The organism is Herminiimonas sp. NPDC097707, assembly GCF_044761395.1.
Lineage (GTDB): Bacteria > Pseudomonadota > Gammaproteobacteria > Burkholderiales > Burkholderiaceae_D > Oxalicibacterium.
On record NZ_JBIWCI010000001.1, the window covers coordinates 26695 to 49795 of the forward strand.

At 55.2% G+C, this 23101-nt stretch carries 21 protein-coding genes; 14 read left to right on the top strand and 7 right to left on the bottom strand.

The features are described from left to right. The first annotated feature begins 128 nt into the window (after positions 1-128). The 5 genes from alaS (at position 129) to ACIQW9_RS00180 (ending at position 7103) form a co-directional block, all read left to right on the top strand. The gene (alaS, locus tag ACIQW9_RS00160; RefSeq protein WP_402331380.1) at positions 129-2738 is read left to right on the top strand and encodes an alanine--tRNA ligase; all 2610 of its coding nucleotides are present in this window, start codon (positions 129-131) and stop codon (positions 2736-2738) included. Between the two features lie 175 nt (positions 2739-2913). Next, positions 2914-3141: a sulfurtransferase TusA family protein gene (locus ACIQW9_RS00165; protein ID WP_402331382.1), complete on the top strand. Its 228-nt coding sequence runs from the start codon at positions 2914-2916 to the stop codon at positions 3139-3141. A 273-nt stretch (positions 3142-3414) separates the two neighbouring features. Further along, complete coding sequence (locus ACIQW9_RS00170; RefSeq protein WP_011870159.1) at positions 3415-4164, top strand: electron transfer flavoprotein subunit beta/FixA family protein; 750 nt, start codon at positions 3415-3417, stop codon at positions 4162-4164. Between the two features lie 72 nt (positions 4165-4236). Next, the gene (locus ACIQW9_RS00175) at positions 4237-5166 is read left to right on the top strand and encodes an electron transfer flavoprotein subunit alpha/FixB family protein (protein ID WP_402331385.1); all 930 of its coding nucleotides are present in this window, start codon (positions 4237-4239) and stop codon (positions 5164-5166) included. Positions 5167-5312: 146 nt separating this feature from the next. Next, positions 5313-7103 carry an acyl-CoA dehydrogenase gene (locus ACIQW9_RS00180; RefSeq protein WP_402331388.1) on the top strand — a complete coding sequence of 597 codons (1791 nt, stop codon included), beginning with the start codon at positions 5313-5315 and terminating at the stop codon, positions 7101-7103. Positions 7104-7157: 54 nt separating this feature from the next. Here the strand turns inward: ACIQW9_RS00180 and ACIQW9_RS00185 are convergent, their stop codons facing one another. Then, positions 7158-7577 (bottom strand): NINE protein, encoded by a 420-nt coding sequence (locus ACIQW9_RS00185; RefSeq protein ID WP_402331391.1) that lies wholly within the window; start codon positions 7575-7577, stop codon positions 7158-7160. A gap of 268 nt (positions 7578-7845) precedes the next feature. On the opposite strand from ACIQW9_RS00185, the gene rpsP reads away from it, so the two are divergent. From rpsP to ACIQW9_RS00220, 7 genes are all read left to right on the top strand, one after another. Then, on the top strand, positions 7846-8097 hold the full coding sequence (rpsP, locus tag ACIQW9_RS00190; RefSeq protein ID WP_011870163.1) for a 30S ribosomal protein S16: 252 nt from the start codon (positions 7846-7848) through the stop codon (positions 8095-8097). Positions 8098-8124: 27 nt separating this feature from the next. Further along, complete coding sequence (gene rimM / locus ACIQW9_RS00195; RefSeq protein ID WP_402331394.1) at positions 8125-8658, top strand: ribosome maturation factor RimM; 534 nt, start codon at positions 8125-8127, stop codon at positions 8656-8658. Between the two features lie 26 nt (positions 8659-8684). Further along, positions 8685-9431 (top strand): tRNA (guanosine(37)-N1)-methyltransferase TrmD, encoded by a 747-nt coding sequence (gene trmD, locus ACIQW9_RS00200; RefSeq protein WP_402331397.1) that lies wholly within the window; start codon positions 8685-8687, stop codon positions 9429-9431. A gap of 133 nt (positions 9432-9564) precedes the next feature. Then, positions 9565-9951 carry a 50S ribosomal protein L19 gene (gene rplS, locus ACIQW9_RS00205; protein WP_011870166.1) on the top strand — a complete coding sequence of 129 codons (387 nt, stop codon included), beginning with the start codon at positions 9565-9567 and terminating at the stop codon, positions 9949-9951. 198 nt (positions 9952-10149) lie between these two features. Further along, positions 10150-10815 (top strand): CoA pyrophosphatase, encoded by a 666-nt coding sequence (locus ACIQW9_RS00210; protein ID WP_402331400.1) that lies wholly within the window; start codon positions 10150-10152, stop codon positions 10813-10815. A 103-nt stretch (positions 10816-10918) separates the two neighbouring features. Next, positions 10919-11875: a CobD/CbiB family protein gene (locus tag ACIQW9_RS00215; protein WP_402331403.1), complete on the top strand. Its 957-nt coding sequence runs from the start codon at positions 10919-10921 to the stop codon at positions 11873-11875. Between the two features lie 285 nt (positions 11876-12160). Continuing rightward, entirely contained in the window at positions 12161-15034 is a 2874-nt protein-coding gene (locus ACIQW9_RS00220) for an EAL domain-containing protein (protein WP_402331405.1), read from the top strand. A 40-nt stretch (positions 15035-15074) separates the two neighbouring features. Here the strand turns inward: ACIQW9_RS00220 and ACIQW9_RS00225 are convergent, their stop codons facing one another. Both ACIQW9_RS00225 and ACIQW9_RS00230 read right to left on the bottom strand, forming a co-directional pair. Continuing rightward, complete coding sequence (locus ACIQW9_RS00225; protein ID WP_402331408.1) at positions 15075-16460, bottom strand: glycosyltransferase family 2 protein; 1386 nt, start codon at positions 16458-16460, stop codon at positions 15075-15077. Next, positions 16457-17500 (bottom strand): HEAT repeat domain-containing protein, encoded by a 1044-nt coding sequence (locus ACIQW9_RS00230; protein ID WP_402331410.1) that lies wholly within the window; start codon positions 17498-17500, stop codon positions 16457-16459. The genes ACIQW9_RS00225 and ACIQW9_RS00230 overlap by 4 nt, the downstream gene beginning before the upstream one ends. A gap of 396 nt (positions 17501-17896) precedes the next feature. Between ACIQW9_RS00230 and dacB the strand changes: the two genes are divergently transcribed. Further along, positions 17897-19321 (top strand): D-alanyl-D-alanine carboxypeptidase/D-alanyl-D-alanine-endopeptidase, encoded by a 1425-nt coding sequence (gene dacB, locus ACIQW9_RS00235; RefSeq protein WP_402331413.1) that lies wholly within the window; start codon positions 17897-17899, stop codon positions 19319-19321. Positions 19322-19369: 48 nt separating this feature from the next. On the opposite strand, the gene ACIQW9_RS00240 is transcribed toward dacB, so the two are convergent. The 4 genes from ACIQW9_RS00240 to ACIQW9_RS00255 are packed head-to-tail and all read right to left on the bottom strand — an operon-like array spanning position 19370 to position 22225. Beyond that, complete coding sequence (locus ACIQW9_RS00240) at positions 19370-19873, bottom strand: TPM domain-containing protein (protein ID WP_402331416.1); 504 nt, start codon at positions 19871-19873, stop codon at positions 19370-19372. Further along, the gene (locus ACIQW9_RS00245; RefSeq protein WP_402331419.1) at positions 19873-20694 is read right to left on the bottom strand and encodes a TPM domain-containing protein; all 822 of its coding nucleotides are present in this window, start codon (positions 20692-20694) and stop codon (positions 19873-19875) included. The genes ACIQW9_RS00240 and ACIQW9_RS00245 overlap by 1 nt, the downstream gene beginning before the upstream one ends. 9 nt (positions 20695-20703) lie before the next feature. Continuing rightward, complete coding sequence (locus ACIQW9_RS00250) at positions 20704-21297, bottom strand: LemA family protein (protein ID WP_402331422.1); 594 nt, start codon at positions 21295-21297, stop codon at positions 20704-20706. 37 nt (positions 21298-21334) lie between these two features. Further along, positions 21335-22225: a DMT family transporter gene (locus tag ACIQW9_RS00255; protein WP_402331424.1), complete on the bottom strand. Its 891-nt coding sequence runs from the start codon at positions 22223-22225 to the stop codon at positions 21335-21337. Between the two features lie 59 nt (positions 22226-22284). Between ACIQW9_RS00255 and pyrF the strand changes: the two genes are divergently transcribed. Continuing rightward, positions 22285-23100 carry an orotidine-5'-phosphate decarboxylase gene (gene pyrF / locus ACIQW9_RS00260; RefSeq protein ID WP_402337787.1) on the top strand — a complete coding sequence of 272 codons (816 nt, stop codon included), beginning with the start codon at positions 22285-22287 and terminating at the stop codon, positions 23098-23100. Position 23101 lies beyond the last annotated feature (1 nt).

Below are 23101 nucleotides of genomic sequence, written 5' to 3' on the forward strand. Positions count from 1 at the left end.
ACAGGCTGTTCAGGCGAAAAAACGGGTGTTTACAGTGTTGTTTCAGCCATCAAGCCGACAGGGCTATTGCGCGCTAATAACGTATAATCGCCGCTTTGCAGCACCCACTTCCTTACTTTGCCCAGAACATGAAATCGTCCGAAATCCGCGAAAAATTCCTGAAGTTCTTTGAGTCCAAAGGCCACACCATCGTGGCATCCAGCCCGCTGGTGCCAGGCAACGATCCGACCCTGATGTTCACCAACTCGGGCATGGTCCAGTTCAAGGACGTGTTTCTGGGCGAAGACAAGCGCCCGTATGTGCGCGCAACTTCGGTGCAAGCCTGCCTGCGCGCCGGCGGCAAGCACAACGATCTGGAAAACGTCGGTTACACCGCGCGTCACCACACTTTTTTCGAAATGCTGGGCAACTGGAGCTTCGGTGATTACTTCAAGCGCGACGCGCTGATGTGGTCGTGGGAGTTGCTGACCAAGGTCTACGGCCTGCCGGGCGAGAAGCTGCTGGCCACGGTCTATATCGAAGACCAGGAAGCCTACGACATCTGGACCAAGGAAATCGGTCTGCCGCCTGAGCGCGTGATTCGCATCGGCGACAACAAGGGCGGTCGCTACAAGTCGGACAACTTCTGGATGATGGCCGACACCGGCCCTTGCGGCCCATGTTCGGAAATCTTTTACGATCACGGCCCGCACATCGCCGGCGGTCCTCCGGGCAGCCCGGATGAAGACGGCGATCGTTACATCGAAATCTGGAACAACGTGTTCATGCAGTTCGACATGGCGGAAGACGGTACGGTCAAACCGTTGCCGGCGCCATGCGTCGATACCGGCATGGGCCTGGAGCGTCTGGCTGCGATTCTGCAAGGTGTGCACAGCAACTACGAGATCGATACCTTCGCTGCATTGATCAAGGCTGCAGGCCGCGAAACGAATACCAAAGACCTGAGCAATAACTCGTTGAAAGTGATTGCCGATCACATCCGCGCGACTGCATTCCTGGTTGCAGACGGCGTGATTCCATCGAACGAAGGTCGCGGCTATGTACAGCGCCGCATTATCCGTCGCGCGATTCGTCACGGCTACAAGCTGGGCCAGAAAAAACCTTTCTTCCACAAGTTGGTGAAAGATCTGGTCGAGCAAATGGGCGACGCATATCCAAAGCTGCAAGCCGACGCGCAACGCATCACCGAAGTGTTGAAGGCAGAAGAAGAGCGCTTCTTTGAAACGCTGGCCAACGGCATGGAAATCCTCGACGCAGCGCTGGCTGGCGGCGTCAAGGTATTGCCGGGTGAAGTCGCATTCAAGTTGCACGACACTTTTGGCTTCCCGCTCGATTTGTCGGCCGACGTTTGCCGCGAAAACGGCGTCAGCGTCGATGAAGCCGGTTTCGCTGCCGCGATGGAAAAACAAAAGGCAGCCGGTCGCGCAGCAGGCAAGTTCAAGATGGAGCGCGCGGTGGAATACACCGGCGCGGGCAACGTTTTCACCGGTTACGAAAATCTGCAAGAAGATGCAACTGTGGTCGGTTTGTACTTCGAGGGCACTGCGGTTCAGCAATTGACGGAAGGCCAGGCCGGCATCGTCGTGCTCGACACCACGCCGTTCTATGCGGAAAGTGGTGGCCAGGTTGGCGATCAGGGTTTTGTCTCGGCAGAAGGCGTGCAGTTCGGCGTCGAAGATACGCAAAAGATCAAGGCGGATGTCTACGGTCATCATGGCGTGCAGACACAAGGCACATTGAAAGTGGGCGACAAGGTGAAAGCGGCAGTGGATGGCGCACGTCGCGCCGCCACGATGCGTAATCACTCAGTCACGCACATCATGCACAAGGCTTTGCGCGAAGTGCTGGGCGATCATGTGCAGCAAAAAGGTTCGCTGGTCGATGCAGAAAAAACGCGTTTCGACTTCGCCCACAATGCACCTGTTACACACGAACAGCTACTGGAAATCGAAAAACGCGTGAATGCGGAAATCCTCGCGAACTCGGATACGAAAGCACGTGTGATGGATATCGAATCGGCACAAAAAACCGGCGCGATGATGTTGTTCGGTGAAAAGTACGGTGAAACCGTACGCGTGCTCGACATCGGCTCCAGCCGCGAATTGTGCGGCGGTACCCACGTGTCACGTACCGGCGATATCGGCTTGTTCAAGATCGTTGGCGAAAGCGGCGTTGCTGCCGGCGTGCGTCGTATCGAAGCGATTACCGGCGCGAACGCGTTGAGTTATTTCCAGGATCTGGAAGCGACCGTGCACAGCGCAGCGGCCACGCTGAAGTCGCCGCCTGCAGAATTGCAGCCGCGTCTGGCGCAGGTGCTGGATCAGGTAAAAACGCTGGAACGCGAAATCAATGCGCTCAAAGGCAAGCTGGCATCGTCGCAGGGCGATGAGCTGCTGTCGCAGGCAGTCGAGATCAAGGGCATCAAGGTGTTGGCGGCAAAACTGGAAAATGCCGATGCCGGTACTTTGCGCACGACGATGGACACGCTGAAAGACAAACTGAAAACCGCCGCCATCGTTCTGGCCGCCGTCAACGACGGCAAGGTCAGCCTGATCGCCGGTGTGACAGCCGACGCAACCGGCAAGGTCAAGGCGGGTGAATTGGTCAACTTTGTCGCGCAACAGGTTGGCGGCAAAGGCGGCGGTCGCGCCGATATGGCACAAGCCGGCGGCACCGATGCCAGCGGCTTGCCGGCTGCCTTGCAGGGTGTTGCTGCGTGGGTGGCTGAACGCGCCTAGACTTGGCTTGTTATCCGCAACGGCAGGGAATGTTCATCATTCCCTGCCGTTTTCTTTTCTTGATGCAAGGAATTGTTAAATAGGGATGGTTGTCACGCCCTAGGGCATCACCGATCAGTGTTTGAGAGTAGAATCGGCTGATTATGCAATAGCATTTTGATGTGAGAGCAAATCCATGGAATTTATCAAGGACCTCGATGCACGGGGTTTGAATTGTCCGTTACCGATATTGAAGACGAAGAAGGCACTGGCGGAGATGCTGACCGGCCAGGTGCTGCGAGTACAGGCAACCGATCCCGGTTCCGTACGCGATTTTCAGGCCTTTGCAAAGCAGACTGGCAATCAGCTGCTGGAGCAAAGCGAAGAAAACGAGATATTCACTTTCTTCATGAGGCGGAAATAAGGCGCGGATCAGCTGATCGCGCTTGCCGCATTGTTTGAATAGACGTTTTTCCTGGTGCAGAAATGCACTGTCCGGGCTCTTGTTGTGCCTTTTTTTCCTCTTTGCAATGCCGGTTTTTTGCGACGCGCAGCGCGGATATTTTCTATGTTCGCGCGCTGAATCACTGCTTGCCGCAAGTCCTGCATCGCAGCGACGCGGAAAACGCCCCTCACTTCCGTTTATAATCGTACCCAATTTGAATTTGTTTCATTCTGATTTTTCAAGGGCAGAGCTATGAAAGTGTTGGTTCCAGTCAAACGTGTGGTCGATTACAACGTCAAGGTTCGCGTTAAATCGGACCAGTCCGGTGTCGATATCGCCAACGTCAAAATGTCGATGAATCCATTCGATGAAATCGCAGTGGAAGAAGCGACGCGCCTGAAGGAAGCCGGCAAGGCGACTGAGATCATTGCTGTCTCCTGCGGCATTCTGCAATCGCAGGAAACCCTGCGTACCGCGATGGCGATCGGTGCCGATCGCGGCATTCTGGTGGAAACCGATGTCGAGTTGCAGCCATTGGCCGTCGCCAAATTGTTGAAGGCAATCGCCGACAAGGAGCAGCCGCAGCTGATCATCCTCGGCAAGCAGGCGATCGATGACGATGCCAACCAGACCGGGCAGATGCTGGCAGCCTTGCTGGACTGGCCGCAAGCGACCTATGCGTCGAAAGTCGAAGTCGATGGCGACAAGGTCAAGGTCACGCGTGAAGTGGACGGCGGACTGGAAATCGTCTCGCTGACGCTGCCGGCGATCATCACCACCGATCTGCGTCTGAACGAGCCGCGTTATGTGACCTTGCCCAACATCATGAAGGCGAAAAAGAAAACGCTGGATAACATCAAGCCGGCCGATCTGGGCGTTGATGTGACGCCGCGTTTGAAAACGCTGAAAGTCAGCGAGCCGCCCAAGCGTTCTGCCGGCATCATCGTGCCGGACGTTGCGACGCTGGTTGAAAAACTCCGCAACGAAGCCAAAGTCATTTAATCATCTGCGACAGTCGCTGGCGCATCACATACGCCGCTGACGTTTAGTTGAAACAAGCACAGGAAAATCATCATGACCGCACTCGTCATAGCCGAACACGATAATGCCTCTTTAAAAGGCAGCACTCTGCACACCATCACAGCCGCGCTTCAATGCGGCGGCGACGTTCACGTTCTGGTCGCCGGCCATCAGGCTGATGCGGCTGTGCAAGCCGCTGCAAAAATTGCCGGTGTTACCAAGGTGCTGGTCGCCGACGGCGCACAGTTTGCCGATGGACTGGCAGAGAATGTAGCCGCCCAGGTGCTGGCGCTGGCTGCGAATTATTCGCACATCCTCGCACCGGCCACCGCTTACGGTAAAAACATTTTGCCGCGCGTGGCTGCCAAGCTCGACGTGGCGCAAATTTCGGAAATCACCAAGGTTGTTTCCGTCGATACGTTCGAGCGTCCGTTCTATGCCGGTAACGCGATTGCGACCGTGCAATCGTCGGATGCGATCAAGGTCATCACCGTGCGTACAACGACTTTCGATTTGGCAGCAGAAGGCGGTTCAGCGACAGTTGAAAACGTCACAGCGGTTGCCGATTCCGGCAAATCGTCTTTTGTCTCGCGTGAGCTGGCAACCTCGGCCCGTCCTGAACTGACGGCAGCGAAGATCGTCGTTTCCGGCGGTCGCGGCATGGGTTCGGAAGAAAGCTTCAAGATTCTTGAGCCGCTGGCTGACAAACTCGGTGCGGCGATGGGCGCTTCGCGCGCAGCAGTCGATGCCGGTTACGTGCCCAACGACTGGCAAGTCGGCCAGACCGGCAAGATCGTCGCGCCTGATTTGTACATTGCAGTCGGCATCTCCGGTGCGATCCAGCATCTGGCCGGCATGAAGGATTCCAAAACCATTGTTGCGATCAATAAAGATCCGGAAGCGCCGATTTTCTCGGTGGCCGATTACGGCATCGTCGGCGATCTGTTCGAGATCGTGCCGCAACTGGTCAAGGAACTCGGCTAAGCAGAAAAAACAATCGTCGCCAAGCGACGAGGTGCGAAGTGGCAGCACAGATGGGCAGTACGTTAGGCGAGTTGTAGTGTGAGCGGGATTTTCTGGCACACTGCAATTTACCTGAACGTCCTGCCCATTTTCTTTAGGAGTTTCGCATGAGCTACGTCGCCCCATTGAAAGACATGCTGTTCGTGATGAACGAGCTGGCCGATCTGGCAGCCGTCAACGCCTTGCCGGGCTGCGAAGATGCGACGCCGGAAACGGTGGAAGCCGTGCTGGAAGAAAATGCACGATTCTGTAGTGAGGTCATTGCGCCGCTGAATCAAACCGGCGACCGGCAACCGAGCGCGTGGAAGGATGGCGTCGTCACCACCACGCCGGGTTTCAAGGAAGCGTTCAAGGCATATGGCGCTGCGGGCTGGCAGGGCGTGCAGCATCCGGTGCGTTTTGGCGGGCAGGGTTTGCCCAAGCTGGTGGCGACGCCCTGCATGGAGATGCTGAATGCAGCCAATCTGTCATTCGCACTATGCCCTTTGCTGACCGATGGCGCGATCGAGGCGCTGATGACGGCCGGCTCGGATGCGCAGAAGGAAACCTTCTTGCCGAATTTCATTGCCGGCAAGTGGACCGGCACCATGAACCTGACCGAGCCGCAAGCCGGCTCCGATCTGGCGCTGGTGCGTTCGCGCGCAGTACCGCAGGGCGATGGCACTTACAAAATTTCCGGCACCAAGATCTTTATCACCTATGGCGAACATGACATGGCGGAGAACATCGTCCATCTCGTGCTGGCGCGCACGCCGGATGCGCCGGAAGGGGTGAAGGGCATCTCGCTGTTCGTGGTGCCGAAGTTCATGGTCAATGAAGACGGTTCGCTAGGCGCGCGCAACGATGCTTATTGCGTGTCGATAGAACACAAGCTCGGCATCAAGGCCAGCCCGACTGCAGTGCTGCAGTTCGGCGATCACGGCGGCGCCATCGGTACGCTGGTCGGTGAAGAAAATCGCGGGCTGGAAACCATGTTCATCATGATGAACGCCGCGCGCTTTGCGGTCGGCATACAGGGTATTGCAGTGGCCGAACGCGCGTATCAGAAAGCGGTGTCCTACGCCAAGGATCGCGTGCAGTCGAAAGACCTGGACGGTTCGGCGACAGCAGTGTCCATCATTCATCAGCCGGATGTACGGCGCATGCTGATGAGCATGCGGGCGCAGATCGAAGCGGCGCGCGCACTGGCGTATGTCGGCGCAACCGCGTTCGATATTGCGCATCATCATGTCGGTGCAAAAGTGCGCAGCAGCAATCAGGCTTTCTATGAATTCCTGGTGCCGATTATCAAGGGTTGGGCCACCGAGATGTCTATCGATGTGGCGTCGACGGGTTTGCAGATACACGGCGGCATGGGCTTTATCGAAGAAACCGGCGCCGCGCAGTATTACCGCGACGCCCGCATCCTGACGATTTACGAAGGAACGACAGCGATCCAGGCTAACGATCTGGTTGGACGCAAAACGGTGCGCGATGGCGGGGTTGTCGCGCGCGGCATCATTGCACGCGTGCGGGAAACGGAAGCGGAATTGGCGGCTGCAGCGTCAACGGAGCTGCAGGCGATAGGCGCACATCTGGCGGCAGCGACTATCGCACTGGAAGATGTCGTGGCTTATGTCGTAGCGAATATTCAATCCGATATCAAGGGCGTATTTGCCGGCAGCGTGCCCTATCTGAAACTGGCCGGCATCGTGCTCGGCGGCTGGCAGATGGCGCGTGCTGCGCTGATTGCGCAACAGAAGCTGGATGCGCAAGAGGGCGATGCGAAGTTTTATCAGGCGAAGATCGCGACTGCGCGCTTCTTTGCTGATTATTATTTGTCGCAGGCCGGCGCTTATCGCAGTGCGATTGTGGCCGGCAGCAGCGGTGTGCTGGCGCTGCACGAAGATCAGTTTTAGAGATGTGTGCCGACCGCCAGCAAGTCCTTCTCATCGATGGGTGCTTGCTGCGTTTTAGCCGAATGCGCCGCCGGTCAGGTACAGGTCAAAGGCACGTGCAATCGCGGCGATCAGGGCGGTAGAGCCAAGTGCAAATGTGAGGATGACCAGCAGAATCACGGCCCAGCCGGAGTTCGATGCGTAACCGCTGGTGGTATTGTGCTGTTTGTCCCACTTCTCATCCGGAGTCAGGCCTATGACCAGTGCGGCAATCAGACCGGCAAAAAACGAAATCAAAAAGAGGGTTAAGAAAGCAATGAACAGGGTTTGTGGCAATTGCGTCATGACAATGACAAAAAGCGCGGCAAAAATCAGCACGGCGACCCAGGCCCACAAATCTTTCTTGCCATAAAGATAAAATCGATGCGCGCCCAGGCTGCCAAACAAGGTGGCGAGCAGGGTGCTGAAGGTTTTGTTCTTGTGGCTGGTGGTCATATATTGAGACTTTGATCTGGTAAAAGTGGCTTTGCAGCGGCGTATTTTGTCGAAAAGATGGATAATTCGCGATGGATATTCAGTATCCCGCTGCGCATTGTAAGGGTAGAAGCCATACGCGTCGCCCCGGTGCGCACCTTTCGTCCCCGGCAGAGCACACGATTTGCCACGTTGGCACCGTAAAGGCGGTGAATGAGGTTGCAGGTGTAGCGGTACTTGGGCTATAATTTGCGGCTTTTTCCGTGTTCAGACACTTTTTGGAAATATTATGGTCGTCATTCGTTTAGCTCGTGGTGGTGCAAAAAAGCGCCCTTTCTTTAACATTGTTGCTACAGATTCGCGCAATCGCCGCGATGGTCGCTTCATCGAACGCATCGGTTTTTACAATCCGGTAGCTTCAGGCGCAGAAGAAAGCGTCCGTATTGCGCAAGACCGTCTGGCCTACTGGCAAGGCGTAGGCGCGCAACTGTCGCCGACTGTTGCTCGTTTGGTAGCGCAAGCTGGCAAAGCAGCAGCTTAAGTTTTGTCCAATCAGACGGCATCGGGAATGAAAGTTCCTGAAGACTTGGTGCTGGTTGGTTACATCTCCGGTGCATATGGATTGAATGGTTGGGTGCGGGTCAGACCCTACTCAGCCGATGCGGATGCGTTGTTGAATGCCAAAACATGGTGGCTGGATAAGCCTGAATTCCGTGACGTGGCAATGATGCAATCCAAGATTCATTCCGGCGATGTAGTCGCGCAGTTGATGGGTGTGGCAGGGCGAGATGCTGCGGAGGCGCTGAAAGGTGCAACCGTACAGATTCCGCGCAGTCATTTCCCGGCACTGTCCGACAATGAATTTTACTGGGTCGATCTGATCGGTCTGGAAGTCGAGAATTTGCAGGGCGTGCGTCTGGGTCAGGTCAGCGACATGATGGACAACGGCGCGCATCCTATCTTGCGCGTTGCTGTGCCTCAAACAAGCGAGGCCGATCCTAAGGCTGCGCAGGAATTGCTGATCCCGTTTGTCGAGCAGTTCGTCATTACGGTTGATCGAACAGCAAAAAAAATTACGGTGGACTGGGGACTTGACTATTAGTCAGTTCGTTTTGAGGAGTGGGCGAGATGCAATTTGATGTCGTCACGCTGTTCCCGGAAATGTTTACCGCGATTACGCAGTCGGGTATTACGCGACGTGCGTTCGAACAAAAAAAATGTGAATTGGCGCTCTGGAATCCGCGTGATTTCACCAGCGACAGGCATCGCACCGTCGATGATCGGCCTTATGGTGGCGGTCCCGGCATGGTGATGATGGTCAAGCCGCTGGAAGCAGCGGTGCTGGAAGCAAAGAAGCGTCAGATAGCAACTGATCTGCCTGCACCACGCGTGATCTATCTTTCGCCACAAGGCAAGGCATTGACGCATGAACGTGTGATGCAGTTGACGGCTGAACCTGGTCTGGTTTTATTGTGCGGTCGATATGAAGCAGTCGACCAGCGCTTTCTCGATACTTGTGTCGATGAAGAAATCAGCCTCGGCGATTTCGTGTTGTCAGGCGGTGAATTGCCGGCGATGGCCTTGATGGATGCAGTGATCCGACAATTGCCAGGTGTGTTGCACGATGATGCATCCGCAGTAGAAGACAGTTTTGTAAATGGCTTGCTCGATTGCCCGCACTACACGCGACCTGAAGTATATGAAGGGTCAGCGGTGCCGGCAGTCTTGATGGGCGGTCATCATGTCGAGATTGAAAAATGGCGACGTGAACGCGCGTTGGAGGCAACCGCGAAAAAACGTCCGGACATGATTATCAAGGCACGCGCGGCAGGTTTGCTGACGCGTTCCGACGAAAAGTTTTTGAGCAGTATGTAATACCGAATAAGTTGTTCAGTAGTTTGTAGTATCGAGCAGGAAAGCAGTATGTTCCTGCAATGTGTAACCCCATCCTCTACCGGGCATATTAGAAATACCTGGCGCCGGCAAGATGGTTATTGGAGTAATAAAAATGGATCTGATCCAAACATTAGAGCAAGAAGAAATTGCTCGCCTGGCAAAGAACATCCCTGACTTCGCTCCTGGCGATACAGTGATCGTTAACGTCAACGTAGTCGAAGGTACGCGCAAGCGCGCCCAGGCTTACGAAGGTGTTGTTATTTCGCGTCGTAACCGCGGCTTGAACTCGAACTTCATCGTTCGCAAGATCTCGTCGGGCGAAGGCGTAGAACGTACATTCCAACTGTACTCGCCACTGATCGCTTCGATCGAAGTGAAGCGTCGCGGTGACGTACGTCGCGCAAAACTGTACTACTTGCGCGAACGTTCGGGCAAATCGGCACGTATCAAAGAAAAATTGCCACAACGTCGCGTCGTTTCAAAAGCCGCGGCAGAGTAATTGCATTGCGGATTCGTCCGTGCAATTCATCGGCATCAACAAAAAAGACACCTTCGGGTGTCTTTTTTGTTTTAACAGCACAATATTCGATTGTTAAATCTGGCGGAAAAATTGTGGCAGGTTTACTATCAGAGCAAATGTAACTAGTCGCTAAAACAGCTTGGCAGATTTCATTATTCTTATGCGCGGGAAGACTACTTGAACACATTGCATTTCGATCCGGAATTGCTCCCCGTTGATTCGCTCGGGGGAGAGGAAGCGATTACGCTGGAACAATTGAAGGCAGAGGCATTGCGTGCGCGGTTCTTGAACCCGCCAGTATGGTCGCCGGAGATCAGGGTGGAACGTTTGGTGCGACCGCTGAGCCGGCCGCTGATGGATGCGGCCGTCCTGCTGCCTATCGTGATGCGTGATGCGGGACCGACGCTGTTGCTGACACAGCGCACTGCGCATTTGCATGATCATGCCGGACAAATCAGCTTTCCTGGCGGGCGTGTCGAGCCTGGCGACGGTTCGCCGATAGAAACCGCATTGCGCGAAACGGAAGAAGAAGTGGGCCTCGCACGTCGCCACATTGACGTGATAGGCGCGCTGCCCGACTATCATACCGGCACCGGTTTTCGCGTGACGCCAGTGGTTGGCATCGTGCAACCGCCATTCGATGTGCATCCCGACACCTTTGAAGTCGCGGAGATTTTTGAAGTCCCTCTGATTTTTCTGATGGATGGTACTCATCATCAGCGTCGCACCGCTCAATTTGAAACCGGCAGCCGTACCTTTTACGTGATGCCTTACGAGCGCCATTTCATTTGGGGCGCAACAGCAGGTATGCTGCGTAATCTGTTCCATTTTTTGCGTGCCTAGGCGAGACGATTGAGCCGGCACGGCTTTCCTTACCCTGTTGTTTATTTGATTCCGGCGAAGTGCTGCGTTATCGTATAGGTTGACTGACTCATAAGGCGCTTTAATGACATTTTTTTCCATCCTCTTTGCGCTATTGATCGAACAATTAAAACCTCTGCGTGCGGATAATCCGGTCTATGCCGGTGCCCGGGCACTCGCTGAAAAACTGGAAAAATCGTTCAATGCCGGACAGGTGCAACATGGACGCATTGCCTGGTTCCTGATGATTGCGGCATTCATCGTCCCGGTTGCCTTGCTCTACTGGATCAGCCTCAAGATCGGCCCGCTGGCGGCCCTGATCGTGAATATCGCAGTGGTGTATGTAACACTGGGGTTTCGTCATTACAGTCATTTTTTTACTTCCATTCAGCTCGCACTGAATAACGGCGACGAAGCGACTGCACGTTCCTTGCTGGCTGAATGGACCAAGCGCGATACCGCCGACATGGATGTGAGCGAAGTCGCACGCATCGCAGTGGAAAAGGCATTGGTCACCACGCATAGAAATGTGTTCGGCGTCTTTTTCTGGATATTGACACCGCTGGGCCCGGTCGGCGCCATCATGTATCGTGTGGCCGAATATCTGGCGCGCGCATGGAGCGAACCGAAAACGGCGGAGCGTGAAGAATTCGGCCGTTTTGCGGCGCAGGCATTTTACTGGATAGACTGGATTCCGGTACGTTTGACTGCTGCCGCATTTGCGGTGGTTGGCAATTTCGAGGATGCGATTTATGCATGGCGCAATTTTGCCGGACGCTGGCAGGATGAGGGGGTTGGCATCATCCTTTCCGCCGGCGGCGGCGCGATGGGTATACGCCTTGGCGCTTCGGTGGAAAACGCAGCCGATGTGATTCCAGTCGATGCGGGCACGGTGGATTCCATTACTCTGGAAACCGAGGCCCCGGTCGGTGAGGAGGCATCCGTTCGCGCCCTGCAAAGCACGGTTGGACTGGTATGGCGCGCGCTACTGTTGTGGATGCTGCTGGTACTGCTATTATCAATCGCAAAATGGCTCGGTTGAGTGATATTAAAAAACGCGTTTGAATAGCGCGTTTTTTTATCCGGCAATGCTATGTATCTGATACAGAAGGATATTGTGAAAAATCGGATGCCGCCCGGACGTATTTATTCGTCCCGGTTCAGTAGTGGCGGGTGAGTGAAAATTTTTAGCGTGCGTCTTATCCTGCTGGTGTAAATAAGTTGCTCTACGGAAATTATTGGCGTATGTTGCGCCTATCCGATATTGAATCTGTAATCATCATTACTCTCTCGACTTTGAGACAATTCCGCATGGAAAATTCCATTGATGCGTAGTCGCCCCGTTTTTTCCCTGTCATCGGCAACCATGCTGACATTATTGCTGGGGGTGCTGATCAGCGCGTTGCTCTTTACGTCGCTACGTCGGCTTGAGCACGACAAAGTCGATATCGATTTCCAGCAGCAGGCGAAAGTGCGTGTTGCTGCCGTGCAGAATGGGCTCGATAGTTCGCTCAGTGTATTACGCGACGTCAATCGCCTGTTCGTCGCCTTCGATACGGTAAGTCACGAACAATTCCGTTCTTTTGCCACGCCGCTGCTGGTGCGCAACCCTTATATCCAGGCACTTAATTTTCATCGCATTGTCTCCGCCCAAGGGCGGCCACAGTATGAATTGGCCATGCGTGCGCAGTATCCGGATTTCACGATCATGGATATATCGCATGGGAAGCCGGTACCGGCGCCTGTCGGGGAGCGCGATCATTATCGTGTGGTGGAATATATCGAGCCCGTGCAGGGCAACGAAGCGGCGTTCGGGGTGGATGCCGATTCCTATCCATTCCAGACGGTGGCCATGCAGCGCGCGGTGGATACCGGCGAACCTTCAGCTACCGGCCTGCTGCCTCTGACGCAGGAACGTGAAATGCAAAAAGGCATCATCGTGCTGATGCCGGTGTATCGCAAAGGCGCTCCGCTGACCGATGTTGCCGCACGACGGCAGGCGCTCATCGGCGATACGGCAGCGGTGTTTCGCAGTAGCGACCTGATTGCCAAATCGCTGGCGGCAGAAGGATTTCTGCTGGTGTCGAAGGTCGATCTCGATATGAATATCAGCGTATATGCGAGCGAGAAGAGCGATCAGGGCAGCCTGGTTTTTTATAAAGGCAGCAGTGCCGAGCCAACTGTCCAGCCGCTGTCTGTTTTCCCAACATGGCTGTTTTACAATCAACCCGAACCTTACCGCCATACATTCAATGTCGCAGGGCAGACCTGGCATATGCTGGTATCAACGCCGCCCGCCTGGTTCACGATGGGAGGCAGCAACGCATTGTGGGCCTTCCTGGTTGGCCTGCTTTTCACAGCAGGGGCAGCGATTTACCTGCAGACGGTATTGGACAGGTCGCGGCGTATTCAACTGCTGGTCAATGAGCGGACTGCACAATTACGCATCGCCAATGAAGATCTGAGCGCCGATATTGCAGCACGCAAGCGGGCTGAATACGCGCTGCAACTGCGCGAGCGTGCGATCGAGGCCAGCGCAAATTCCATCATCATTATCAGTGCCGTCGCGCCGCATTATGCGATTGAATATGTCAATCCTGCATTCGAGCGCATCACCGGCTATTCTGCGGAAGAGGCGATCGGCGTCAACCTGTGTTTCTTGTGGGGCAAGGATGTCGATCAGCCTGGCATTGAAGAAATCCGCGCTACTGCCAGCGCAGAACGGGAAGGTCATGCTGTTCTGCGCAACTACCGCAAGGATGGCACGCTGTTCTGGAGCGATCTGTATATCGCGCCGGTCAAGGATGATACCGGTACGGTCAGTCATTTCATTGTGGTGCAATACGACATCACCGCCACCAAGCGTTATGAGTCGGAACTGGAATTTCAGACCAATCGCGATGCGCTTACCGGACTGGCGAATCGCAGCCTGATGCGCGATCGTCTGGGGCAGGCAGTGTCTTATGCACATCGCTACGGACATCCGATCTGGATTCTGTTTGTCGATCTGGATCGCTTCAAATTCGTCAACGATACTTTGGGACATCAGGCCGGCGATATATTACTGAAAGCCGTGTCGACGCGTTTGCAGGCGGCAGTGCGCGATACGGATACGGTCGCGCGCATGGGTGGCGATGAGTTCGTGCTGATTCTGCCCGAGCGCACCGACGCCGGTCTATCGACCGGCATCGTGCAAAGGATCATGGAATCGATTGCGCAGCCGCTGACGATAGAGGGCCACGAATTTTTCATCAGTGGCAGCATCGGCGTAGCCGTCTATCCGGCAGATGGTGAAACGCCGGAAGAATTGATCAAGCATGCGGATATTGCGATGTATCGCGCCAAGGAAACCGGACGTAACAACTTCCAGTTTTATACGCCGGCGATGAATGAACGTGCGCTGGAACGCTTGCATATCGAGGGTGATTTGCGCAATGCGCTGGAGCGCGAGGAATTCACGCTGCATTATCAGCCGCAAGTGGATTTGCGCAGCGGAAAAATTGTCGGTGTCGAAGCATTGATACGCTGGCAGCATCCGGAGCTGGGCATGGTGCCGCCGATACGTTTTATCGGCCTGGCCGAGGAAACCGGTTTGATCGTGCCTATTGGCGCGTGGGTCATCCGTACCGCCTGCCTGCAGAACAAGGCATGGCAGGAGAGCGGACTCGGATATTTGCGCATGTCGGTCAATTTGTCTGCGCGTCAGTTCGCCCAGCAGGATCTGGTGGATTCGATTGCGGCCAGTTTGTGTGAAGCGGAGCTGGCGCCGGAATATCTGGAAATCGAGTTGACTGAAAGTCTGGTGATGGCAGATGTCGATCGTGCGATCGGGATTCTGCGCGAGTTGAAAGCACTGGGCGTGCAACTGTCGATTGACGATTTCGGCACCGGTTATTCGAGCCTGTCCTATCTGAAGCGTTTTCCGATCGATGTATTGAAAATCGATCGCTCGTTTGTCAATGACATCACGATCGATCCGGACGATGCGGCGATCGTCGCCTCCATCATTTCACTGGCGCACAGCCTGCGACTGGACGTGATTGCAGAAGGGGTGGAAACCGAGGAGCAGCTTACCTATTTGCGCGAACACAATTGCGATCAAATCCAGGGATACTTCTTCAGTCGTCCGGTTACTGCAGAAGCATTCAGCGTCATGCTGAAAGACGGCAAGCGTTTGCAGCTTGAAACGACCACCCTCTGAGGATCCGGGCGCCTCGCGCACAGACCATCCGACTTTGCACTTATTCGATTCTGTTTCTGCCGTTCTTGTGTCCCATCAGCCAGCAAGCCATACCGAGTGAGCGCCATGCCAGATTCAATTGGCGATAACCCAGATTGCCGATAATCGCAATGCCCGCCAGTTTTGCAATGTCGGCTGTTCTTGGATAGAGATGAAAAGACATTTCTTCCAGCAGCAAGCCGGACGCCGACAGCAGGATTCCCAGCCCGATCGCCACAGAAAAGAATGCCAGACAGGTTTGTCCTGAAATCAGGCCGCCTGCGTAGGCGAGCAGGATGAATATATAACCGAATAATTCAATGGCCGGGCCCAGCCATTCAAACAGAATGAAGAAGGGGAACGCGACACGCCCCGGGACGCCGCCATTGCGGGAAAACAGCAAGCCCATGTTTTGACTCAGACTGTCCAGCAGGCCTTGCTGCCAGCGTATGCGCTGGTTTTTCAGAGCCATCAGGTCTTGTGGCACCCGATGCCAGCACACCGGATCGGCAACGAAGGTAATTTGATAGGCTTGCCGCTTGTCGCGCATCAGGCGGTGCATGCGCACGATCAGTTCCATGTTTTCGATGGTCGTGTCGGTGCGGTAGCCGCCAGCTTCCAGTACCACTTCCTTGCGGAACAGACCGACACCCGCAGCCGGCACGATCAGCATGCCATTCAGGATAGACCAACCCAGCGGTGCAAACAGCGAGGTGCGCAGATATTCAATGATTTGAAACAAGGGCAGCCAGTGTTGTGGCAAGACTATCTTGTCGAGCAAGCCGTTTTTCAGTTCGCAGCCATTGGCGACCCGCACCGCACCTGCTGTTGCGATGACCTTGTTGTCGTTCAGGAAGGGTGCAACGATGCGGCGCAGGCTGTCGCGGTGCAGGATCGTGCTGTCATCGACGCTGCAAAATAATGGATAGCGTGAAGCATTGATGCCGGCGTTCAATGCATCTGCCTGGCCGCCGTATTCCTTGTCGATGACGCGCAAATTCGGATAGCGTGTCGAACGATAAATGCGCCGTACCGGCTGCGTCGCCAGCTGGATGCGATAGGCTTCCGGGAAGGCATGCAGGTCGAAGGCCGCGATCAGGGTATCCAGGCTGGCATCGTCCGAACCGTCATTGACAACGATGATTTCAAAGGTCGGGTAATCGAGTTGCAGCAAGGCCTGTACCGAAGCGGCAATGGTCGTTGCATGATTGCGTGTGCTCAGCAACAGGCTGATAGGCGGCTCGAGCCCGGAATAGATTTGCGGCAGATCCGCCAGCACTTTTCCCTGCTCGATGCGATGCATGTTGAATATCGACAGCACGTTCAGAAAAAAATAACTGATTTTGGAAACGATGAAGTAGCCGATCACGCACCAGGTCGCTATAGCAACGAATGATTGCAGGTTCATGTTGGACGTCTTTCCGCCAGTACCTGGCCGAGCATATCGCGTGCAAAGCGGTCGGACAGATTGTCGCGCAGCAGTTCCACTTCCGCGATACTGAAAAACGGCATCCCCACCAGAGCCCGTGCAGCGCGGTAACGCACCCACCATTCTGCATCGGCGAGCAATGGGATCAGCCGGTTGACGTCGGCGTGTTCGCCGATACGTCCCAATACCTTTGCTGCTTGTACCCGTACGCGCCAGTCTGGATGGCTTAAGTAAGCGCGAATATGTCCCAGCAAGCCGGCATCGTTGGCGATGCGCAGTGCAGCAATAATCGTTTCGGTATCGTTGGCCTTATCCAGCAGACGCAGCACCGTCGTTTGCGGCACTGCCAGATGGAGCGCTTCGATCAGGTGCAGGGTACGCACCAGATGTACGGATTTTGTTTCTGCGGTTGCCTCCAGCAGGGGTAGCAGAAATGCACCATGTGCGGATTGCAGGATGGCCGCGACATGGGCGATCGGCCAGTCGTCGCGTGCCAGCAGCAGCGGTATCAATTGCTGGGCAGTGGTTTCTGCATCGATCTGCACCAGAGCCTGAAAGGCATTAATGGAAGTGACGCTGTCGGCGGAGAGCGTTTGTGTCACCAGCAATTCCCACGACGGATGATCGCGCATATGGCCGAGGGCCAGCGTCGCCAGCAGGCATTCGACACGGCTGCCGTGTCTGAGCATGCGACGCGAAAAATAATCGCCGCCGACGGAATAGGCAATGCTGATCAGATTATCGGCAGCGGTACCAGTCGCGCTGTGTATCAAATTGTTCCAGAGTTTTAGAAAATGCACGCGCTCGTGTACGGCCAGCGTTGGCAAAACCGCAGAAACGGAGGAGTCCAGCGCACTCAACAGCAGCGGTCGCCAGACGTCCAGAAAAGCGCGTTCTTCCTGCTGCCGTCGATTGAGCGAGATGCGCAGATAAACCATCATCAGTGCCAGTAGCAGTGTCAGGCCGACTGCGCTGATGCCTATCCAGGCAATGTATGTAAAGAGTGGGGTGGCAGGCACTTAATGGAACGCTGCTGAATGGAGTGTTGTTGGAGGGCACTGCAGGACAAGGCGTCCGCGACAGAATTCAATATGCTGCTGCATACCTGCGCCCATCCAGCCCGTCCGCAAGATATTATTTTTTGCTGAAGTATCAGCACAGCGGGGAAGTGGATGAATGGTCAGCAACATAATATGGTCGTCTAAGCGCGATTGGACATCATGCATTGGAGCATCTTATTGTAATGCCGATTGCCGGCAGGATATGCATATCGGCAGATTCTATGCGCTTGCCGGGACAGGGGTAGCAAATCCGACTCTTTTGCACAACATTAAGGGACAAGTAATTTTCGAGTATGAGCATGGGCAATTTTTCCCGCCATGTAATAATCGACGGACTTCATACTCTTCACTGCCATGCGAATCGTCCAACAGCTCTTTTTTGCCATTTCCCTGTTTTTCCCCATCGCTTCCTGCTTCTCTTGTGTCCATGCAGCGGGATTGCCCTTGCCCGTCACCGATGCATTGAAGCGCAGCGGGATTCCGCTCAATGCGGTGGGTGCCTACGTGCAAGAGGTTTCGGGGCCGGTGCCGCGCATTGCCGTCAATAGTACGGTCGGTTTCAATCCGGCTTCGACGATGAAACTGGTGACCAGTAATGCCGCGCTCGATTTGCTGGGTCCGGCCTTCACCTGGAAAACCCAGGTCTATGCCACCGGAACACAAAGTGGCGATGTATTGAATGGCGACCTGGTGATCAAGGGCAGCGGCGACCCCAAACTGGTGACGGAAAAATTCTGGCAATTGCTGCGCCAGATTCGCGCCGCCGGAATACGCGAAATTCGCGGCAATCTGATCCTGGATCGCAGTGCTTTTGACAGCATGACCTACGATGCAGCGCGATTCGATGGTGACCCATTGAAGCCATATAACGTCGGGCCGGATGCCTTGCTGCTGAATTACAAGGTATTCGCCTTTCATTTTTTGCCTGATCCGGCGCGTCATCTGGTGGATGTCAGCGTTGATCCGCCACTGGCCGGCTATCCGATTACGCCGCCCGTACTGCTGGATGGTGCCTGTGCCGATTGGCAGGCAAAATCGTTGCCGACGCTGGATCGCAAGGGTGCCAGTTTCGTCGGCTCATTTGCGGCGGCATGTGGGGAGAAAACCTGGTATCTGCACCCTTACCAGATGAGTGGAACAGAATATTTCAATGTCGTATTCCGTCAATTGTGGGCAGATGTCGGGGGTGTATTCAAGGGCGAGGTCAACGATGGCGTATTGCCGCCCGGCGCAAGAATGCTGACGGAGTGGCAATCGCCGGCATTGCCGGAAGTGGTGCGCGACATCAACAAGTACAGCAATAACGTCATGGCGCGACAGTTGTTGTTGACGCTGGCATCGGATGTTCTCAAGTTGCCGGCGACCCCGGAGCGGGGCGGGCGAGTCGTCAAGACCTGGCTGGCTGCCAAAGGTATCGATACGAGCCAGCTGGTGATTGAAAATGGCTCGGGTTTGTCGCGCATCGAACGTATCTCGGCGGAAGCCATGGGACGCATGCTGGTCGCGGCCTACCAATCGCCGGTCATGCCGGAATTGATGTCTGCGTTGCCGCTGGTTGGTTACGATGGCACGATGCGCAAGCGCCTGTTGACGCAAACGGTCGCCGGACGCGCGCATATCAAAACCGGTTCATTGAATGATGTGCGTGCGGTGGCGGGCTATGTGCTGGCCGCTTCGGGCAAACGTTATGCGGTCGTCTGCATCATCAATCATATCAATGCGCCTGGCGGACAAGCGGCGCATGACGCCTTGCTGCAATGGGTATATGAAAATGGTTGAGTTCGCCTGGATACAAAGCGTTGTCGCAACTGTATGCCTGCAAAAAACTCAGAGCAGGATAGGCTTATTGGGCAACTGATTTTCTTGTGGCGATTCGCCTTCGGGGAAATATTTTTGCAGTAGCGTGTTCAGTTGCTGCAAGCCGTTCAGTACGCTGTCGTGATAATTTTTTTGTGCGAAACCGTCGGTCATGGTTTTGCAAACAGCGTGCCAATCAGCCGGCGGTACGAGGCGTGCAATACCGCGATCGGCAATGATTTCGACCTGATGATCGGCCAGGTTGATGTAAATCAGTACGCCGCAGTTTTCTTCGGTATCCCATATATGGTAGTGCTTGAACAATTCGCGGGCGCGCTCGCGCGGGGTCATGCCGCTCAATACTTCTGCCAGATCGAGCGAGGGTTCGACGATGAGGCGAATTTCGGCGCGATGCTGCGTTTCGCCGGCAGCGATCGTGGTTTGAATGGCGCTCAGAGTGGCGCTTGGGAACGCTTTTTTTCCGTGCGATTTTGTAGTGCCTGCATGCTGCAGTGCGCGTGAAAATTTATTCATTACCAATTTCCTGAGGCGCCGCCGCCATCAAAACCACCGCCGCCGCCGGAAAATCCGCCGCCTCCACCAAAGCCCCCACCGCCACCAAAACCGCCGAATCCGCCACCGGATGAGTGACGGCCGATTTCATTGCCTATCATGCCGCCCAGAATCACGCCGGCAGAATTGCCCCAGCCGTCGCTGCTATGGCCGCGTCTGCCACCACCACCACCACGGCTGCGCAGCATCGTCATAACGATCAGGAAAGCAAAGAAAATAAATGGCCCCCAGCCAAAGCCATCGTTGTTCTGTGCCTTGCCGCCTTGTGCCGGCTCGGGAAATGCCTCTTTATCCAGCAGGCTGGTGATCACAGAGATGCCGGAAGCCAGGCCGCCGTAATAATCGTTCTGCCGAAAATGCGGTGCGATCACATCCTGCAATACGCGCTTCGATTGAGCGTCAGTCAGCACGCCTTGCACGCCGCGCCCGGTTTCTATGCGCATGCGGCCGGACGCGGCAGAGTTTCCTTTCGCGACCAGCAGGATCACACCGTCATCCACACCTTTGCGGCCCAGTTTCCATGCATCGGCCACGCGTATGCTGTATTGCTCTATGGTTTCCGGCTCTGTGCTGTTGACCAGCAACACGGCGATCTGGCTACCGGTACGCGTTTCGTAATCCGCCAACACTTTTTCCAGCGTGGTCCGCTGGCCGGCATTCAACATGCCGATCTGATCGGTGACGCGCGCAGCGAGCGGCGGCACCGGGACCAGATTCTGTGCGCTGGCCAGCACGCAAAAAAACGCGAGCGTGCAAACCAGCAGATGGCGGAGGATTTTCATGGTTTGCAGTTACTTGCCGAAGTTGACGGCAGGCGGCGCCGAGATCGCTTTTTCATTTTCCACCGTGAACGACGGCTTCACCGGATAGCTGAAAATTTTCGCCGTGATGTTGGTCGGGAAGCTGCGCGCGAGTACGTTGTATTCCTGTACTGCTGTGATGTAGCGCTGGCGTGCAACCGTAATGCGGTTTTCCGTGCCTTCCAGTTGCGACTGCAAGTCGCGGAAGCTGGTGTCGGCTTTCAGTTGCGGATAGTTTTCCGAGATCGCCATCAGGCGCGACAAGGCTGACGACAACTCGCCCTGTACCTGCTGGAATTTGCTGAAGGCTTGCGGATCGTTCAACACTTCCGGTGTGATCTGGAAGCTGGTCGCAGCGGCGCGTGCCTTGGTCACGGCCTCCAGGGTTTCGCGTTCATGCGATGCATAACCCTTGACCGTATTCACCAGATTGGGAATCAGGTCGGCGCGGCGCTGGTACTGATTGACGACTTCGCCCCACGCGGCTTTGGTTGCTTCATCTTTTGCCTGGAAGTCGTTGTAGCCGCATGCGCTCAGCATGGAAGCAAATGCGGCAATCGCCAGCCATTTCAGTAATTTCGTCATTGCATTTCTCCGTGAATAAGAATTCTGTTTGCGGTGCTTATTTGATGGTGCCGGTACGCGGTTTCAATAGTACCGTGCCCATTGCGGCCAGTATCAATAACATCGCTGCGTAATCCTGCCAGTGCGGCGTTTCATCCAACACCCAGGCGCCGGAAAAAACACCGAGTACCGGGATCATCATGACTGACAAACTCGATGCCAGCGGCGGCAGCTTGCGCGCGAGCGTAAACCAGGCCACCTGGCCGAAACCGAAGATCATGATGGCGTTATACGTCATTGCCACCGCTTCGCCGGACGTAGGCAGGCGCCAGTAGCGATACTCAACCAAAGCCGATACCACGGTCATGCATATCGCCGTCAGTACCAGCATCCAGAATGTCAGTGTAATGGTCGGAATTTTTATTTGCGTGCGCTTCATCAATACCGTGCCATAACCCCAGGATGCAGCAGCGACCAGCATGACCACGCTGCCCATAGGCTGGCCGGCCATCGTGGCAAATTCGCTCGATAGCAGCAACAGTGCGCCGCTGAATGCAAAGCCGATACCGCACCAGCCAAGACGACTGATCCGGTCGCGGAAAAAAATCAGGCCAGACAGTATCGCCCACACCGGCATCGTGTAACCCAGGATGGCTGCGCGTCCGGATGACAGCATTTTGACGCCGACGATCATGAAAATATTCCAGATCATCAGATTCGGAATGGCCAGCGTAAAAATGGTTCCCAGATCTTCGCGCGAAATTTTGAGGGATGCGCGCTGCATGCGGGCGGCCGCCCATAGAATCGGAATGGAGCCGATGATGCATAGCGCACGGAATGCGATAGGTGGGAAATTCTGTACTGCTATTTTCATGATGGGCCAGTTGATGCCCCAGCATAGGGTCAAAAGGACGAGTAAAACCCAGTCTTTGCGTGAAAGTGATGTCATGCGGGAAGAATATCATGACGAGTTACAATACGTTCTGCCTGAAAAAGAGAGAAACTGCTGTGACCTTCATCGATAAACTGTCTGCTGCATGGCAGACGCAAAATTCGCAACTTTGCATAGGCCTCGATCCCGATCCGGCCAAATTCCCTGCACATTTGCAGGGTAAACCCGATGCCATCCTTGATTTTTGCAAGGCGATCATCGATGCAACGGCGGATGCCGCCTGTTCGTTCAAGCCGCAAATTGCCTATTTCGCCGCCTTGCGGGCGGAAGATCAGCTGGAAGAAATTTGCGCATACCTGCGCGAACGTTATCCGCATATTCCTGTTGTGCTGGATGCCAAGCGCGGCGATATCGGTGCAACGGCCGAACAATATGCCCGTGAAGCCTTCGAGCGTTACGGCGCTGATGCAGTGACGGTGAATCCCTATATGGGCTTTGATTCGGTGCAACCCTATCTGGAACGGCAGGACAAAGGTGTGATCGTGCTGTGCCGCACTTCCAATGCGGGCGGCTCCGATTTGCAATTTCTGGATGTGGGTGGCCAGCCTTTGTACCAGCATGTGGCGCATCTGGTGGCGGACAAGTGGAATACCAATGGTCAATGTGCATTGGTGGTCGGTGCAACCTTCCCGAACGAGCTGGCGCAAGTGCGCGCGATAATCGGCGACATGCCTTTGCTGATTCCCGGCATCGGTGCGCAGGGCGGCGATATCAAGGCCACGGTGGAAGCCGGACGCACGGCGAACGGTACCGGCATGATGATCAATTCATCGCGCGCCATTCTGTATGCCAAATCGGATGAGGCTTTTGCGCAAGCCGCACGTCAGGTAGCGCTGGAAACCAGGGACGCGATCAATCGTTTTTGCGTTTGAT

What these genes read in the sequence shown, in the direction of transcription:
- trmD (WP_402331397.1), top strand. Translation starts at nt 8,685, where the DNA reads ATGCAATTTGATGTCGTCACGCTGTTCCCGGAAATGTTTACCGCGATT.
- ACIQW9_RS00220 (WP_402331405.1), top strand. Translation starts at nt 12,161, where the DNA reads ATGCGTAGTCGCCCCGTTTTTTCCCTGTCATCGGCAACCATGCTGACA.
- dacB (WP_402331413.1), top strand. Translation starts at nt 17,897, where the DNA reads ATGCGAATCGTCCAACAGCTCTTTTTTGCCATTTCCCTGTTTTTCCCC.
- ACIQW9_RS00180 (WP_402331388.1), top strand. Translation starts at nt 5,313, where the DNA reads ATGAGCTACGTCGCCCCATTGAAAGACATGCTGTTCGTGATGAACGAG.
- ACIQW9_RS00215 (WP_402331403.1), top strand. Translation starts at nt 10,919, where the DNA reads ATGACATTTTTTTCCATCCTCTTTGCGCTATTGATCGAACAATTAAAA.
- rplS (WP_011870166.1), top strand. Translation starts at nt 9,565, where the DNA reads ATGGATCTGATCCAAACATTAGAGCAAGAAGAAATTGCTCGCCTGGCA.
- ACIQW9_RS00245 (WP_402331419.1), bottom strand. Translation starts at nt 20,694, where the DNA reads ATGAAAATCCTCCGCCATCTGCTGGTTTGCACGCTCGCGTTTTTTTGC.
- ACIQW9_RS00175 (WP_402331385.1), top strand. Translation starts at nt 4,237, where the DNA reads ATGACCGCACTCGTCATAGCCGAACACGATAATGCCTCTTTAAAAGGC.
- rimM (WP_402331394.1), top strand. Translation starts at nt 8,125, where the DNA reads ATGAAAGTTCCTGAAGACTTGGTGCTGGTTGGTTACATCTCCGGTGCA.
- ACIQW9_RS00170 (WP_011870159.1), top strand. Translation starts at nt 3,415, where the DNA reads ATGAAAGTGTTGGTTCCAGTCAAACGTGTGGTCGATTACAACGTCAAG.
- ACIQW9_RS00240 (WP_402331416.1), bottom strand. Translation starts at nt 19,873, where the DNA reads ATGAATAAATTTTCACGCGCACTGCAGCATGCAGGCACTACAAAATCG.
- ACIQW9_RS00250 (WP_402331422.1), bottom strand. Translation starts at nt 21,297, where the DNA reads ATGACGAAATTACTGAAATGGCTGGCGATTGCCGCATTTGCTTCCATG.
- ACIQW9_RS00165 (WP_402331382.1), top strand. Translation starts at nt 2,914, where the DNA reads ATGGAATTTATCAAGGACCTCGATGCACGGGGTTTGAATTGTCCGTTA.
- alaS (WP_402331380.1), top strand. Translation starts at nt 129, where the DNA reads ATGAAATCGTCCGAAATCCGCGAAAAATTCCTGAAGTTCTTTGAGTCC.
- rpsP (WP_011870163.1), top strand. Translation starts at nt 7,846, where the DNA reads ATGGTCGTCATTCGTTTAGCTCGTGGTGGTGCAAAAAAGCGCCCTTTC.
- ACIQW9_RS00225 (WP_402331408.1), bottom strand. Translation starts at nt 16,460, where the DNA reads ATGAACCTGCAATCATTCGTTGCTATAGCGACCTGGTGCGTGATCGGC.
- ACIQW9_RS00255 (WP_402331424.1), bottom strand. Translation starts at nt 22,225, where the DNA reads ATGACATCACTTTCACGCAAAGACTGGGTTTTACTCGTCCTTTTGACC.
- ACIQW9_RS00185 (WP_402331391.1), bottom strand. Translation starts at nt 7,577, where the DNA reads ATGACCACCAGCCACAAGAACAAAACCTTCAGCACCCTGCTCGCCACC.